Annotated in this window: 22 protein-coding genes and 1 pseudogene; 6 read left to right on the top strand and 17 right to left on the bottom strand. The window is 32.1% G+C overall.

The genetic code is table 11. From position 1 onward, the window contains the following. Window positions 1–140 precede the first annotated feature (140 nt). The 10 genes from IPZ78_RS08855 to IPZ78_RS08810 form a co-directional block, all read right to left on the bottom strand. On the bottom strand, window positions 141–848 hold the full coding sequence (locus tag IPZ78_RS08855; protein ID WP_225552811.1) for an SMI1/KNR4 family protein: 708 nt from the start codon (window positions 846–848) through the stop codon (window positions 141–143). Between the two features lie 73 nt (window positions 849–921). After that, the gene (locus IPZ78_RS08850) at window positions 922–1680 is read right to left on the bottom strand and encodes a hypothetical protein (protein ID WP_225552808.1); all 759 of its coding nucleotides are present in this window, start codon (window positions 1678–1680) and stop codon (window positions 922–924) included. A gap of 196 nt (window positions 1681–1876) precedes the next feature. Further along, window positions 1877–2125, bottom strand: coding sequence for a hypothetical protein (locus IPZ78_RS08845; protein WP_225552806.1), 249 nt, complete (start codon window positions 2123–2125; stop codon window positions 1877–1879). Window positions 2126–2151: 26 nt separating this feature from the next. Next, window positions 2152–3006 (bottom strand): hypothetical protein, encoded by an 855-nt coding sequence (locus tag IPZ78_RS08840; RefSeq protein WP_225552804.1) that lies wholly within the window; start codon window positions 3004–3006, stop codon window positions 2152–2154. Window positions 3007–3009: 3 nt separating this feature from the next. Then, a complete protein-coding gene (locus IPZ78_RS08835; RefSeq protein WP_225552802.1) occupies window positions 3010–3603 on the bottom strand; it encodes a hypothetical protein in 594 nt (197 codons plus the stop codon). A gap of 9 nt (window positions 3604–3612) precedes the next feature. After that, window positions 3613–4143 (bottom strand): SMI1/KNR4 family protein, encoded by a 531-nt coding sequence (locus tag IPZ78_RS08830; protein WP_225552800.1) that lies wholly within the window; start codon window positions 4141–4143, stop codon window positions 3613–3615. A 12-nt stretch (window positions 4144–4155) separates the two neighbouring features. Further along, entirely contained in the window at window positions 4156–4569 is a 414-nt protein-coding gene (locus IPZ78_RS08825) for a hypothetical protein (protein ID WP_225552798.1), read from the bottom strand. After that, entirely contained in the window at window positions 4569–5021 is a 453-nt protein-coding gene (locus IPZ78_RS08820) for a DUF2750 domain-containing protein (RefSeq protein WP_225552796.1), read from the bottom strand. The genes IPZ78_RS08825 and IPZ78_RS08820 overlap by 1 nt, the downstream gene beginning before the upstream one ends. Window positions 5022–5024: 3 nt before the next feature. Then, window positions 5025–5405: a hypothetical protein gene (locus tag IPZ78_RS08815; protein WP_225552794.1), complete on the bottom strand. Its 381-nt coding sequence runs from the start codon at window positions 5403–5405 to the stop codon at window positions 5025–5027. Window positions 5406–5411: 6 nt separating this feature from the next. Next, window positions 5412–5939, bottom strand: a complete 528-nt coding sequence (locus IPZ78_RS08810; RefSeq protein WP_225552792.1) for an SMI1/KNR4 family protein — start codon at window positions 5937–5939, stop codon at window positions 5412–5414. Between the two features lie 61 nt (window positions 5940–6000). On the opposite strand from IPZ78_RS08810, the gene IPZ78_RS08805 reads away from it, so the two are divergent. From IPZ78_RS08805 to IPZ78_RS08795, 3 genes are all read left to right on the top strand, one after another. After that, window positions 6001–6645 (top strand): hypothetical protein, encoded by a 645-nt coding sequence (locus tag IPZ78_RS08805; RefSeq protein ID WP_225552790.1) that lies wholly within the window; start codon window positions 6001–6003, stop codon window positions 6643–6645. 62 nt (window positions 6646–6707) lie between these two features. Then, window positions 6708–7304, top strand: a complete 597-nt coding sequence (locus IPZ78_RS08800; protein WP_225552788.1) for a hypothetical protein — start codon at window positions 6708–6710, stop codon at window positions 7302–7304. Next, on the top strand, window positions 7301–8374 hold the full coding sequence (locus IPZ78_RS08795) for an NAD(P)-binding domain-containing protein (RefSeq protein ID WP_225552786.1): 1074 nt from the start codon (window positions 7301–7303) through the stop codon (window positions 8372–8374). The genes IPZ78_RS08800 and IPZ78_RS08795 overlap by 4 nt, the downstream gene beginning before the upstream one ends. A 27-nt stretch (window positions 8375–8401) precedes the next feature. Here IPZ78_RS08795 and IPZ78_RS08790 read toward each other — a convergent pair whose 3' ends face one another. The 3 genes from IPZ78_RS08790 to IPZ78_RS08780 form a co-directional block, all read right to left on the bottom strand. Further along, window positions 8402–8833, bottom strand: a complete 432-nt coding sequence (locus tag IPZ78_RS08790) for a hypothetical protein (protein WP_225552784.1) — start codon at window positions 8831–8833, stop codon at window positions 8402–8404. Between the two features lie 202 nt (window positions 8834–9035). Next, entirely contained in the window at window positions 9036–9347 is a 312-nt protein-coding gene (locus IPZ78_RS08785; protein ID WP_225552782.1) for a DUF7716 domain-containing protein, read from the bottom strand. A gap of 56 nt (window positions 9348–9403) precedes the next feature. Then, window positions 9404–9640 (bottom strand): hypothetical protein, encoded by a 237-nt coding sequence (locus IPZ78_RS08780; RefSeq protein ID WP_225552779.1) that lies wholly within the window; start codon window positions 9638–9640, stop codon window positions 9404–9406. A 109-nt stretch (window positions 9641–9749) separates the two neighbouring features. Between IPZ78_RS08780 and IPZ78_RS08775 the strand changes: the two genes are divergently transcribed. The 3 genes and pseudogenes from IPZ78_RS08775 to IPZ78_RS17425 all read left to right on the top strand — a co-directional run bounded on the left by IPZ78_RS08775 (window position 9750) and on the right by IPZ78_RS17425 (window position 11030). Then, window positions 9750–10259 (top strand): DUF2199 domain-containing protein, encoded by a 510-nt coding sequence (locus IPZ78_RS08775; RefSeq protein ID WP_225552777.1) that lies wholly within the window; start codon window positions 9750–9752, stop codon window positions 10257–10259. Between the two features lie 3 nt (window positions 10260–10262). Further along, on the top strand, window positions 10263–10751 hold the full coding sequence (locus IPZ78_RS08770; RefSeq protein ID WP_225552775.1) for a hypothetical protein: 489 nt from the start codon (window positions 10263–10265) through the stop codon (window positions 10749–10751). Between the two features lie 3 nt (window positions 10752–10754). Further along, a pseudogene (locus IPZ78_RS17425) lies at window positions 10755–11030 on the top strand (DUF7710 domain-containing protein). On the opposite strand, the gene IPZ78_RS08760 reads toward IPZ78_RS17425, so the two are convergent. The 4 genes from IPZ78_RS08760 to IPZ78_RS08745 all read right to left on the bottom strand — a co-directional run bounded on the left by IPZ78_RS08760 (window position 11020) and on the right by IPZ78_RS08745 (window position 13042). After that, on the bottom strand, window positions 11020–11493 hold the full coding sequence (locus IPZ78_RS08760; RefSeq protein ID WP_225552771.1) for an ankyrin repeat domain-containing protein: 474 nt from the start codon (window positions 11491–11493) through the stop codon (window positions 11020–11022). The pseudogene IPZ78_RS17425 and the gene IPZ78_RS08760 overlap by 11 nt on opposite strands. An 87-nt stretch (window positions 11494–11580) precedes the next feature. Then, window positions 11581–11871 (bottom strand): hypothetical protein, encoded by a 291-nt coding sequence (locus IPZ78_RS08755; protein ID WP_225552769.1) that lies wholly within the window; start codon window positions 11869–11871, stop codon window positions 11581–11583. An 8-nt stretch (window positions 11872–11879) separates the two neighbouring features. Next, window positions 11880–12740 (bottom strand): DUF4303 domain-containing protein, encoded by an 861-nt coding sequence (locus tag IPZ78_RS08750; RefSeq protein WP_225552767.1) that lies wholly within the window; start codon window positions 12738–12740, stop codon window positions 11880–11882. Beyond that, entirely contained in the window at window positions 12737–13042 is a 306-nt protein-coding gene (locus tag IPZ78_RS08745; RefSeq protein WP_225552766.1) for a hypothetical protein, read from the bottom strand. Before IPZ78_RS08745 ends, IPZ78_RS08750 begins: the two co-directional genes overlap by 4 nt. Window position 13043 lies beyond the last annotated feature (1 nt).

Genomic DNA, 13043 nt, shown 5'->3' with positions numbered 1-13043 from the left:
TTTCAGGGGATCACTTTGGCCTGGCGAAAGGGGGACACTTTGCTTTGGCAGAAAGGGATCACTTTCCTTTGGTAGAGGGGGACAGTTTCTGATGGTTTAGGGGGATCATTTTGGAGTGGTTTATCCAGCTACTGTCATAATCAAGCTAAATATTCCATTTTTTTATTAAGGAGTGGGAAGTCGATTTCTCGTTTTACTATTTCATCTACTTCATCAAAAGTGAGCAATCCGTACGCTTCAAATTCTCCACCATTTGGCACTTTGTACGTATATTCAAACAAATCACGTTTGTATATTTCTTCTAATACTGCGATTTGGTTTTCTGTTAAATATGGTTGATGTGTCCGCAATTGATTAAGCAAATGTGTTTTGATTTGCTCCTCAGAATCGCCTTCAAACATCGAATACTCATCCATTTCGGTTAATGACTCTAACAATTGTCTGAAAATAAAATCTTGAAAATTTTTAGCTTGTACCTCAAGTTCATCATCATCGTGTGGAAAAAAAGAAATCGGAATTTCGCCATTTTGTTCCAAATCGTACTGAAAAACATACATGTCTCCAGCTCCATTTTTGGCAAATGGAACTAATTTAAATTTTTCGTGGATATCGTACACTTCGTGATTGAGGATTTCTTCTATTCCACCTTTCCAATCAATCGGATCCCAAATTTCGATATCTGCCCCAAAAAGTAGGAGTGGAGGATTTTCTTTCAGTTTCGGAAAAACATTGGTGTACCAACCATTTTCTTCTGTTCCCCAATCGAGCATACCGTTAGTATATAGGCTTTTATAAATTTCGGGATAGCTGATATTGAGTTCTTTTTCAAGTTCGTTTAGAGACTTCATTTTTTCAAAAGTTTCATTAAAATTACTAAACGAATCATATTTTTTACTCACTGATAATGGCTAATTTATAAGCTTAAATAATATCTTTAAAGTAAGTTGTTAATTTTGGATTTATCATTTGTAACCTTTGTTGCAGTGCTTTTTGTAGGGAAACAGTTACCAGGTATTTTTGTTGAATAAAGTCTAATTTCTTTAGTAAAAAAGCGAATTTTAACCATTCTTCAAACGTGATTTCAATTTTTTTAGCGATCACATTATTTTCAATTTGTTCGTAATACATGATATGATTGTCACTTGTAAAAGACCAGTATTCGACTTCAATGCTTGTTGCAAAAATCCATTCATCTTTTTTTTGTGAAGAATTATTGATTTTTATTGCATCGTCCAAACTTAATAATTGACATTCTATAGCGATAAGTTGGGTGTTTTGTTTTGAAAGAATGTTTAAATATAGCTGCGATAAAAAATGAGGAAACACAAAATTTTCCTTAATTGAAGTATTCTTTTGATCAAGCAGATTAACAATCTCATTTAAAGTGAATACATCTAAATCAAAAGTTGGAGCAAGTTCATTTTTTGCTTTTATAGCATCATAACAAAGGACGCAGACGATTTTAAAATCACATGCATCTTCCCACTTTTCTCGTTCAGTTTCTGTGTCATTTTGCAATTGCCAACGTTCATTACAGGCATCGCACCAGGCCTCTGGTCTATATGCACCAATTTCAACTTCATGAAAACCTAAGTTTTCACTTTTTTTGCTTAGGTGCTTACAAACTATTGAAAAGGCTTGTAAGTAATGATTATCACATTGAATTAATTCTTCGTTCATAACTTTATTCTTACTTAACTAGAAATTCATTTAATTTTTCGATATGTTGTTTGTATCCTTTGGGATCATTTTTTTTGTGATGTTTGATCAATAAATCTTTAGATTTTGATAAAGCGATAAATTCGGTCATGTACGGAATTAAAAACGATTTATAGGGTTCACATTCTTCTATGTCATCGTCGTCTTCATCTGGTAATCATTCTTTTTCAATAGATTCAGCATATAATTTAAAAGCATGATAATAGCTGATAAAATGTTCTTTATTTGAGGTAATTAATTCAAAATCGTCTATCTCAATTTGAAGCTTGTTCATCAAAGAACTGTAAATATTGAAAATTTGTAAACGATCATTTTCTAAGTTATTAAATGAAAGATTAACGGCCTCAATCAAGTTTTGATATTCCTGTGATGAAATATAGTATTTAAGATTTTCTATGGTAACCATACTTTAATATTTCTTATTTTCGACTTTTATTTAACACAATTATCACTGCATTTACAATTTCGCATATCAATACCAAATTCTAGATTAGGCATATCGAAGAGAAAATCAACGTTTTTATTGTCTGTTAATTTCCCACCGTTTTCAATGTTTAGTTCTTTCAAATGGCTCAATTTTTTTAAAGGTTCTAAAGTTTCAAAGTCGCCCATGTAACTTAGGAAAATAGTATCTAAAGTCTTGATGTTAGCTATATTTTCGATGCAGTTTTCAACCTTTTTGCAGTTACTCAATTCTATATCTTTTAAGTTTGATAAATGAGGCATCCACGAAATATCTATTAAAGATGGAACTTTGACCAAATACAAGGATATTAAATTATTGAAATTAGTTAGGGAGCTCCAATCACAATCTTTACTTTTTTCGATGGATAAAGTTTCTAAAACGTTGTTTTCTGGAAAAATGAATTTAGGTTGATTAAAATTTTCCAACATAATCATTTTCAATTTTGGATGATTGAAAAGATTGACAAATCGTTTAGAGTAAGGCATTACAACTTCCTCTAAATTGGTAAAGTTCAGAAAATCAATCGGTTCTTTGCAGTGATGCGTACAATCTACAATTTCGAACCTTTTCAGATTTTGAAAAGCGTATAATTTTTCACTTTCACCGATTTCTATTTTGTTAAGATGTAAAATTTCAACTAGCTGAAAAATAGATTTGAAATCAGGATTTCCTAAAAAATCTTCCTCTTTTATTTCCCTCGAAATAATCAAATTTTTGATGTTTTTTTCGGTTATTAATTCTTGAACACTTTTAGCATCATCTCCTTTTTCTAAAACGATAAAATGATCTTTTCGTCCAGCTGTTGTTGTTCCTATGTACATGGTTTACGTATTACGTTCTACACAAATAAAATTTTTGTCACTTTTTGAATAATAAATTTCAATAAATGGTTCATTTTGAACACCAACCTGATAGACAAATTCTAGATTTTCGTCCCATTGCATAGGGATATCATCATCAGGCCAAATCATTGCCCAACCGCCTTTATAGGAATAGACTCCATCATTATTATACATTGGGTGATGATCCATCCAAAAATCAATATAACCTTCATCATGAATGGATTGGAGGTCAAACAAATCATCTTTATCGCAATCGTTTTGTTTTACAAAATCCTGAATTTCTTCATCTCCAAAATGCAAAAGATGTTCAAAATTGGGATAAACTAACTGGTTTTTAGTTGTTAAAGCTGTATAATTTTTCAAATCGACAGTAGATACATCAATTGGTTCGAAAAAATATTCGAAATCATTGTTTTCTGAAAGTGCCATCCATTGATTGTTATGATTAACAATAAAGGATATCGCTTCGTTTTCATTCGAATAGGCGACAATTTCGTCCGTTTCAGAGGCTTCCACAAAAACTTCTGCTTGGCGTACGAATGGTTTTGCTTTTTCTATAAAATTGGGAATGTTCATATTACTGGATTATTCGTATAATTTATCTAATAATGATTCAAATGTTGAAGAAACTTTCTTAGTAGCTCCATTCTTTTCATGAGAGCACAAATAAACACTTCCAAAATCATTTGATTGATTATCAATGTTTAATAAAATATAATCGCCGTTAACAGTATCGGCTATTGCTAAAAAGTTGTTCGGAAAAGATCGTATGTCATTATTGTTGTTCTGCCTTAAAGTGTACATTTCTACCTTTGAAAGAAGTGTGAAAAAATGACCTATCACAAAATTCTTCTTTGAGGTTAAATTGTAAACATTCTTTGAAGGACTGCCTCCATTCGTTTTTAATAAAAATAATTTGTATTCATCTGGAAGCAATACATTCGATTCATTTTCATACTGAATAATATCTTTGTCACTAATTTCAGTAGGATTTTTATACTCTTCTATTAATGATTTTTTTAACTTTTTATCATAATTAATACCTATTAAAGACAACTTTTGAAGTTGAGCTTCACTTTTTGAAATATTTTCAAAAATTATATTTTTATAATTCATTCCTATAGCTGTTTACTTGATTGTTTTTATTAATTCTTCAAATACATTATCAATGAATTCTATACTATTTTCGTTTTTTGATGTTGGATAAAGATTAGGAACGATTTGATGACTTTTGTTTTCTATTGTATTTCTACACCAAAGAAGTATATTTTTTATACCATGATTGGTCATAATATTATTTTCGTTTTCAAATTTTGGACAATAAAATCGAAGGTGAGCCCCATCTTTTTGTAAATGAATGGATAGAAATCTTCTATTTTCAATTTGGTTAATACCATAACTGATTTGAAACGATTGATTTGACGGAATTATTCTGATTTGCACCCCATCAAATTCTGTACGTCCCCATTCATCCAAAACATACCAATAATATTTTTGGTTGTCTAAAAGTAGTTTACGTTTTCCTTTACTATTGATTGCCATCAGAATAGATCTTCGTTATCTAAATAATCACTATAAATGGTATAATATTGAACAAAATTTCCTAATTTATCTTGTTCTATTAATTCTTCTAAAATAGCGATGGCTAAGTGAATAGGATCTTTTTCAGAACAAAATAAATGACTATTGCACTCGATACCGGCATAAGTGTAATCTTTTTTCATGCCAATACACCAATTCTTCAGGAACAAATCCAACGGAATTTCAACCAATTCGTGATTTTTCCATTCGGCTTGTTTGCATGCATTTGAATACGCTTCTTTCGACCAAAAACACAGCAATAAGGCATCTTCGCCATCTTCGTCTTCAAACTGATTCGAATATAAAAAAGCAAAACCACGTGGTTCTTTTAAGGTATAAACGATTTCGGTTTCGCAAACGGTTTTTATAAAACGGTTGTATTTGGCTTCTAATGTTGCGCTGTCTTTTAACATTTTCTATTCGTTTATAAGTTCATCTTCTCCAAAATCACCTTCCAACCAATCGTGGTACGCCATACACATCCCGTCACCATCTAGCGTATTGATTACTTCAACCACTTCTTCATTTTTAAAAAGCACAATATTACTTTGCAATTCCAAACGGTATTGCTCATTTTCTAAAGGGTCGAAAACGCCATCCATTTGCATCATCAAACCATAAACAGTATCGTTGATGCCTTTTATAATTTGTGCCTTTGTTGTTTCATCGGTTTCAGGATTTATTTTATCTAACGCATATTTTCGAATGTTTTCAAAAACTAAAAAGCCTGCGCCGTGTTGCATCCACAGTTCTTTTGCACGTTCTTTTTCAGGAGGATTTACTAAGGTATGTTTCATGTTGTTCTAAATTTCATACGGAAAATTTTTGCTTAAATTCGGGTGAATTTGATTCAAAGTTTCATTAAATTTCTTTTCATCATCCCTTTTAAACGAATCTTTATCAATGCATTCATCCATTTGTTGACAAAGATTTGCCATTTGCAACCATTGTTCAAATGTTATTGCCATGGGGGCAAGATCTTCGTCATAATCGTGATCGTAATAAAAAACGTATCCATTTTTGTCGAACAACCAACGATTTCCTTGTCCGTCACCTCCAAAACACCAATATTCCTGGCTTACAAACTCTTTAGATTCATTCACAGCTTCCACCGAATTATACAACACACAATCCGCTGAAATCTCAGTCGTTTTAATTTGTGTTACCAAATTTTTATAATGGTCGGAAAAAGGAAAATCTACCGTTTTCGGCCTCTTTTTGCTGCTCACAAAACCAACAGATGAGCCATTTTTACTTGAGGCCAAATGAATACATAAGAAACCAAAATCTTGTAATCCATGTTTTGCACAATGTACTTTCTCTTGAATCATTTTTTTGATTGATAATTTTCTTGAAATTAGGAAAGATTTTCTTGCTAAAATATCCCTTTAAATGGTGGTTTTTAGTGAAATCATTTTAATTAAATTAGACAAAAAATGTACCCGTATGAAAATTAAGATTTTTATTACTTTTTTGCTTTTCATTTTTGCTGGTTTTTCGGTGAAAGCGCAGCAGAATTCTGAATTAGAAAAAGCGATCAAAAAAACAATAACAGCGTTAAATAATCAAGATTTCAATACGTTGAATGCAATGATTTTAAAAGATTTTGGAGTTGCTGTTTTATTTCGTAGAGGTGCATTTGATAACTTGGCGCTTGTAGAAAAATTAAATAAAAATGAACCAATTCCTGAATATTTGCCGTATGATTTTTTTGGTAAAGTAAAAGCCAATCAAAGGGTGAAATATGAAACTTTACCCGAATTTGATTGTGATACAGAAAAGTTTACTAAAAAAGAAGGAATCTATTGTGATATGGCTTCAAAATACAAGGATATTTCTGGAACAGCACTTTCTGAAAACGAGTATTTAGAGGCGGGTTGGAAACCTGAGCATATCGAACAAATGAAAGAAATAGAAGCCAGTAGTAAAAGAATTGTCGCATATGGTAAGGAAGGAACACATATTTTCTATTTGACATGGTATAAAAATAATTGGTATTTAACGCTTTTGGATCGTTTTGAAGTGTGTAGCGCTTAATTATTGCCAGATTTTTTCTAAAACATTGAATAAGCGTATTGACAATTTAATATCAGCTATTAATGAAATTTAAAAAAGTAAGAGGAACAAACAGAAGACTAAGAGCGATCCAGACATGGGTAAAGAATAATAAAATATTGAATTTAGAACTCTTAGAACAACAACATCGTGAGTATGTCAAATTTTGGGTAAGACCATGGTCGGATTTTGTGATTGGCAATGGTTATGAACCGCTTAAGGGGCAACTAAAATCAACTTTTTTGGAAGGCTTGCAAACCATTTTTCGTCACTGGGATTTGCAATTGAAAACATTAAATAAACCTTATTATTTGAAAATTTGGCTGTTCGAAAATCAATTGGAACGATCACAAGTAGTTTGTGCCATCACCGATAAAATAAATTTTTATCACAATACTTTTTTAAAAAGGCCTTCTTCAAAATCTTTTGAATCGTCTTCTAAAAACTCGGGTATTCAACGTTTTGGAAATTTAGTTTGGGAAGAATATACCGAGATAGATATTTTACCAATAGATTTTCGAGATTCTGATTTGTACAAACCTATTGAAGAATCTAGAATCATTGGAACATATAAAATACAAAACGAGGATTATTACATTTTTGAAAAACAGAAAGTTTGGCTAGGTGAAAGTGAGTTATGAAAACAAGATACAAAACAAAAATAATGGTGATAGGTGCTGGACAAGCAGGACTTTTGGCAGCATATCACTTAAAAAAAATGGGGCTACAATTGGGGAAAGATTTCTTGATTGTAGATGAAGCTCCAAAAGCCGGTGGTGCATGGCAATTTAGATGGGATTCGTTAACGTTAAGTACTGTCAATGGTATTCACGATTTGCCTGGGATGACCTTTGCAGAAGCTTTGAATATAGAAAATAAAGATGTGCGTGCGAATGTCGCAGTACCTATATATTTTGAGGAATATGAGAAAAAATTCGATCTAAAGGTAATTCGACCTACAAAAGTACATCACGTTTCTTGGGAGAAAGATCGTTTTCATATTAATACCGATAATGGTTTATTTTCTTCGTTAGGGATTATTAATGGAACTGGAACTTGGGGAAATCCTTATATTCCGAAATATCCTGGTGCAGAACTTTTTAAAGGTGAGCAATTGCATACGAAAGATTATAAAAATGCTGAATATTTCAGAGGAAAACACGTTGTAATTGTAGGAGCTGGTATTTCAGCCATTCAACTGTTAGATCAAATATCCGAAGTTGCTACAACTACTTGGGTAACACGGCGATCTCCTCAGTTTAGAGATACAGCTTTTGATACTGATGCTGGCAGCAGAGCAGTAGCAATGGTAGATGAAAGAGTGCGAAAGGGTTTAGAGCCTTTATCCGTTGTTTCAGTGACAGGGATTCCAGTGACAGAAGAGGTTAAAAATATGGAAAAGCGTGGTGTTTTGAAACGATTACCTATGTTTTCGGAAATAACAGAAACGGGAATAAAATGGGAGGATGGTACAGAACAAATTGCGGATGTTATTTTATGGAATACAGGTTTTAAGTGGGATTTGAAGCACTTAGAAGCTGTTTTACCTTTTGAAGAAACTGGTGGAATCATCATGTCAGGACGATTAGCAACTGAAGTGGAGAAAAATCCTCGCATCCATTTAGTGGGTTATGGACCTTCAGCCTCAACAGTAGGGGCAAACCGTGCAGGAAGTGCCGCTGCAAGAGAGTTGTGGAAAACGTTGCGTTAACTAGACCATATTTAGTGCTTATCCAAACTATTTTGAATCATTGTATCTCAACCCCATCCCAACTGTTTCATTTTTGTAATCATAATATGCGTTAACCATCCCCCAATCAAATTCCCTTTGTTCGCCAATATTTTTGGTCAACCATTTTTCGTAGATTTTTAATCGTTTTTGTTCTTTTTCTCTTGAAAAATTTTCCCAAGATGGCTTTTTCTCATAAATTCCATAGAAATTGAATAAGATGGTTTGAATTTTATTTTCGTAAAAACATAAGGAAACATTAAATACCAATTGTTCCTCTTTGATCTCATGAAGATAGATCCATTTATAGCCATTTTGTATATCGTGGATTTGTTTTGGTGTAATTCCATCTATAAAATTTTCAAATTGTGAATTACGAGTGATTGTTTTCGTTTCAGAAATCTGAAAATCACCGTTTATTTTATTAATTATAGCAATCATACAAACGTTTTATCTCGGTTGAAAAACTTATTTTTTCGGCAGCAATAAAGACATTGTTTTGATAATATTCAGTGACAAATTCAAATAGCTGATAGCTTTCGATATTTAAAAAATGCTTTCATGCTTGCAATGTTTGCAAATTGTGGTAATGGTGTAACTCATTTCATTTTAAATTCAAATTGAAACTTTTTAGTAGGTTGTGCTAAAATTCTTTAAATGCATCATTTTCAAAATAATAAATAAAAGCTTCTAGTAATTCGTCTGGCGTTGCATCTTCTTTTTGTTCTTTCGCATTATAGACGACATCTTCAATCATCGCAGCTTCTAAAGTTTCTATCCAACCATTGTCTAGTAATTCTTGTGTTTGCTCTTCCTCTTCACTAAATTCATCATTTACAAATATTCCTATGGTTTCAAGATTCCAATTATTGCTTGAGTTGGGCAAGTAAAGCCACCCTTCGGGATTATTTTCAGTGTCAACTAAAACAGCGTAAATTTTTCTATTAATTAGCATAACTATTTTTTATCAGATTCGCGATATATTCCATTTTGATTGATTCTGCAATTCCATTACGCTATTGCTCCCCAACCTTTGGTAATCATATTTCGTTCTACTATACCTTCTGCAAGAAGATTCTCTTGATTTCCCATTTCGTCAACATCATCCATATAAATTTTAACAGTTAAACCTTCATATAGCCTAATTTCATTTCCTTCGGAATCATTTTTGACATCTGATTTTGATACGAGTACTAAATTGTGTTCCAGCATATCGTTAAAATCGACATATAGGCGTGTTTCTTTCATTTGCTTGCTTTTATCAAAAATAAACTAAAACTTAAAGGTAAAGAATCCCTGATTTTGGCTATTTTGAAATATAATATTTACCTTAATTTTGAAGAATTGATAAATATTTATGAAGACTTATACTTGCACTAAATGTGGCAAAATACATGAAGATTTACCATCTATTGGATTTTCTGAACCTTTTTATTATCAAATTCTGAATGAAGAAGATAAAGAAAATGGAGCACTAATTAATGAAGATTTATGCCGAATTGAACATGAAGATCAGACCGATTATTTTATTTATGCCGTGTTGCAAATCCCTATTCAGAATCATGACGAGACGTTGGATTATGGGGTTTGGGTTTCGGTAAGTGAAAAATCTTTTAAAGACTATTTTTTACAAATAGAAAACGATGAACCTGAGGAGAATACTTATTTTGGGATGATTAGTAATTGGATTGGCGATTACGAAACGGATACGAAAGGTTTGCATATGGATGTTGAAACTCAGTTGGGGAAGATCAGGCCGTTGTTAACGCCTCACGAATCGATGCATCCTTTGGTGTTGGATTGGAAAAATGGTATTACTTACGAAGAAGCGCAACGCAGAATTTCGAAAGCTTTTGGAAACGAATAATTGATGTTTACTCTTACATTTTTTAAAGAAAATAGCGAACAAAATCCTTTATCTAAAACACCTTACTGGACTTTGTTGGGAGATGAAAATGATTTGGAGAAAATTCCAGCTCACCATCGTGAACAATTGTTATTTCTGAATGAAAAGGTGTCAGATTTTATCTATCAATATGTGGAAGATTTACAGATTTTGAACAAAGATTTGTGGCAACCTTTTGACCATTTTCAATTTCAACATCAAGAAAAATATAAGTTGTCTTCGAATAAAAAGGCTTATAAAAAATGGTTGTACCAACGAGGAATTCCTTTCGCAGATTGGATTTTGGTAATACCTAATTTTAACGTTCATCCTATGTTGATGACCTGGAAAATGCTACTGAATTACGCCGAAGATATTTTTGCTATGTCTGATGATCTCTTAATTTTTGATTTTTCTCAAACTTGGTTTCTTTTCCATTATCATGAAAGAGAAACGACTTTAATAAAGCGATAAAGAATGAACGATTCTAAAATTTATGTTTTTAACGGAAATAATGCAGCCTTTCCGTCGGCTGTATTTTCTTCGTATAAAAAAGCTGAAAAGTGGATTCAACTACATCAACTTTCAGGTACTTTGACTGTTTATCCTTTGGATATTTCAGCATAAGATTGGGCAGTGGAAAAACAATATTTCAAACCGAAATCTGAAAAGGATAAATCGGCTATATTTATGTCAAAATTTAGCTCTGCTTATCAGGAACATTGGAATTTTATTGATGGTGTTACAGGTTAAATAGGCGTACTATTTCCTCATTCTCCTCATCAATCAGATCAATTGGAGCGACTTCGCTTTTGTTTTGAAGATTTGGATTCGCTCCATGTTTCAATAAAATTTCAATAATTTCTACAGAAACATCATTCATCACAGCACGCCAAAGAGCCGAATTTCCATAATTATCTTGCAAGTCGATGGAAATATTGTGCAACAATAATAAATTGATACTTTCCAAATGTTGTTCCTGAATCGCAAAATGCAAAGCCGAAAATCCAATGTTATCTTGATGATTAATGTTCGCTCCATTTTCCATCGCAAACTGTACTAATTCCAGATTATTGTAAAAAGTGGCGTTCAAAAGCAACGTTCTACCATCACGATCCAACGCTTCAATTCCAACTTCTGAAAAAAGAGCTTTTACATATTCATTATCTCCTTTTTCTATTGCTATAAAGCTATTGTCTATTCTTTTATCTTTCATTTTGTGTCGTATTACTCTTAGTTATCTTCTACTTTTTTGATGAGTTTTTTGAAATGTTTTAAATCCATACTATTTTATTTTAATGAATTAATCTTCGTATCTAACAAAAATCCAACCTTTAAAAGCTTCTAATTTGCCAATTGGCAAATGATTTTCTTCAATTATAATTTCTTGCTTCAAAAACTGTGGTGCTGAAGCCAAAATTTCAGTCACCGCCATATCCACAATTTCGTAGTCCTTTTCATTAGGCTTTCGGTTTAGATAAACGATAATTTTGATGGTAGTATCCAAAAAATCAAAAGCTACCGCTCGGAAACCTTCTGCAATATAACCGATAAAAGCATCTTGGATTATTCTTTTCAGTTGGATTTTATTCATAGTTTCAATTAAATGTAAAGGCTTTCAATTAATTCATTTACTTTTTGGGAGGCAGGTTGGTTAATTGCTATTGCCGAATTTTTTGTAATTTCTGGTTCGCCAGGAATTGTTAAGAAAAAGGCTATTTCTTGAATTTCATCACCATATTTTTGAATGATTTCTTCCTTTGCCAATTGCATGGCAATAGTGTAAAGTTGTAAACTTTTTTGTCGAATAGGTTCATAATCAAACCCTTTTTGAAATAGCGGAGCGATTGATTCATCATAATAATTAATTAAAATATCTGTGAATTTATTAAGCCCAAATGCTACATCCTCTTCTTCGATTCCCAAACACCATTCTTCAGCGTTCCATTCTCTGTTTTTGTGAATTTTCTTTAAACTTTCTGTGGTAGAAACAACCGAATAGGCAGTCAAAACATCATCATCCAAAATCAAAGCAAAACCATAAATATGTTGTTTTTTCTTTTGCATATAGTGAAATAAAAACTCAAAATCGTTGATGATAGCGGTTTTTAAAGTCAATACATTTTCCTCATGCCAATTGGGGTTTTCGGGAAGAATTTCTTCAGAATTTCCTTTCGGTTTCCAATAATTGTTGTGTTGACAAGCTCTTTCGATTTCGTCCATATCATCCGCACCTACTTCCAAATCAAATTTTGAGCTCAACAAACCTCTGATATACGCCAATTGAATTGCTACCTGATTTTCTATCACAAAATTGGCAATCGTTTCGTTTTCTTTTTCTGTATCAGGATTTAAGCCAAAGTGAGATTTTATTTTATCGAAAGAAACCACCATTTGATCTAATTTTTTGATGATTTCGATGCCTTCGTCACCACTTATCGTAATTTTTTTGGTCTTTTTCATCTTTTTGTATTTATCCATTCTAGTAAACATTTTTCATAGAAATTGATTGAAATGTTTTTTAGAATTTTATCTGTAAACATGTTTTCAATTTGGATGGTTTCTTTAAAGAAAGTTAAGTCAAAAGCGTTTCTAACGCCAATTTCTTTCATTTCCAACCCGCTTTTTTGAAATTCGCGTAATAATCCCAATTCATATTCACCCCCATTAGATTGTACATCCATCTGAAAATATTCTGACAGTAGTTGATATTCTTCAGTTATAATTAGTTCTTTGTAGCTATTTACGTCAAAGATTACTTTCATT

It is taken from the genome of Sphingobacterium bovistauri (genome assembly GCF_020295405.1).
Taxonomy (GTDB): Bacteria; Bacteroidota; Bacteroidia; order Sphingobacteriales; family Sphingobacteriaceae; genus Sphingobacterium; species Sphingobacterium bovistauri.
This window is presented reverse-complemented; position numbering and strand designations above follow the sequence as displayed.

Bases quoted from the DNA above. Each gene is read 5' to 3' on its own strand.
- IPZ78_RS08855 (WP_225552811.1), bottom strand. From the start codon at position 848: ATGAAGTCTCTAAACGAACTTGAAAAAGAACTCAATATCAGCTATCCC.
- IPZ78_RS08850 (WP_225552808.1), bottom strand. From the start codon at position 1,680: ATGAACGAAGAATTAATTCAATGTGATAATCATTACTTACAAGCCTTT.
- IPZ78_RS08845 (WP_225552806.1), bottom strand. From the start codon at position 2,125: ATGGTTACCATAGAAAATCTTAAATACTATATTTCATCACAGGAATAT.
- IPZ78_RS08840 (WP_225552804.1), bottom strand. From the start codon at position 3,006: ATGTACATAGGAACAACAACAGCTGGACGAAAAGATCATTTTATCGTT.
- IPZ78_RS08835 (WP_225552802.1), bottom strand. From the start codon at position 3,603: ATGAACATTCCCAATTTTATAGAAAAAGCAAAACCATTCGTACGCCAA.
- IPZ78_RS08830 (WP_225552800.1), bottom strand. From the start codon at position 4,143: ATGAATTATAAAAATATAATTTTTGAAAATATTTCAAAAAGTGAAGCT.
- IPZ78_RS08825 (WP_225552798.1), bottom strand. From the start codon at position 4,569: ATGGCAATCAATAGTAAAGGAAAACGTAAACTACTTTTAGACAACCAA.
- IPZ78_RS08820 (WP_225552796.1), bottom strand. From the start codon at position 5,021: ATGTTAAAAGACAGCGCAACATTAGAAGCCAAATACAACCGTTTTATA.
- IPZ78_RS08815 (WP_225552794.1), bottom strand. From the start codon at position 5,405: ATGAAACATACCTTAGTAAATCCTCCTGAAAAAGAACGTGCAAAAGAA.
- IPZ78_RS08810 (WP_225552792.1), bottom strand. From the start codon at position 5,939: ATGATTCAAGAGAAAGTACATTGTGCAAAACATGGATTACAAGATTTT.
- IPZ78_RS08805 (WP_225552790.1), top strand. From the start codon at position 6,001: ATGGTGGTTTTTAGTGAAATCATTTTAATTAAATTAGACAAAAAATGT.
- IPZ78_RS08800 (WP_225552788.1), top strand. From the start codon at position 6,708: ATGAAATTTAAAAAAGTAAGAGGAACAAACAGAAGACTAAGAGCGATC.
- IPZ78_RS08795 (WP_225552786.1), top strand. From the start codon at position 7,301: ATGAAAACAAGATACAAAACAAAAATAATGGTGATAGGTGCTGGACAA.
- IPZ78_RS08790 (WP_225552784.1), bottom strand. From the start codon at position 8,833: ATGATTGCTATAATTAATAAAATAAACGGTGATTTTCAGATTTCTGAA.
- IPZ78_RS08785 (WP_225552782.1), bottom strand. From the start codon at position 9,347: ATGCTAATTAATAGAAAAATTTACGCTGTTTTAGTTGACACTGAAAAT.
- IPZ78_RS08780 (WP_225552779.1), bottom strand. From the start codon at position 9,640: ATGAAAGAAACACGCCTATATGTCGATTTTAACGATATGCTGGAACAC.
- IPZ78_RS08775 (WP_225552777.1), top strand. From the start codon at position 9,750: ATGAAGACTTATACTTGCACTAAATGTGGCAAAATACATGAAGATTTA.
- IPZ78_RS08770 (WP_225552775.1), top strand. From the start codon at position 10,263: ATGTTTACTCTTACATTTTTTAAAGAAAATAGCGAACAAAATCCTTTA.
- IPZ78_RS08760 (WP_225552771.1), bottom strand. From the start codon at position 11,493: ATGAAAGATAAAAGAATAGACAATAGCTTTATAGCAATAGAAAAAGGA.
- IPZ78_RS08755 (WP_225552769.1), bottom strand. From the start codon at position 11,871: ATGAATAAAATCCAACTGAAAAGAATAATCCAAGATGCTTTTATCGGT.
- IPZ78_RS08750 (WP_225552767.1), bottom strand. From the start codon at position 12,740: ATGAAAAAGACCAAAAAAATTACGATAAGTGGTGACGAAGGCATCGAA.
- IPZ78_RS08745 (WP_225552766.1), bottom strand. From the start codon at position 13,042: ATGAAAGTAATCTTTGACGTAAATAGCTACAAAGAACTAATTATAACT.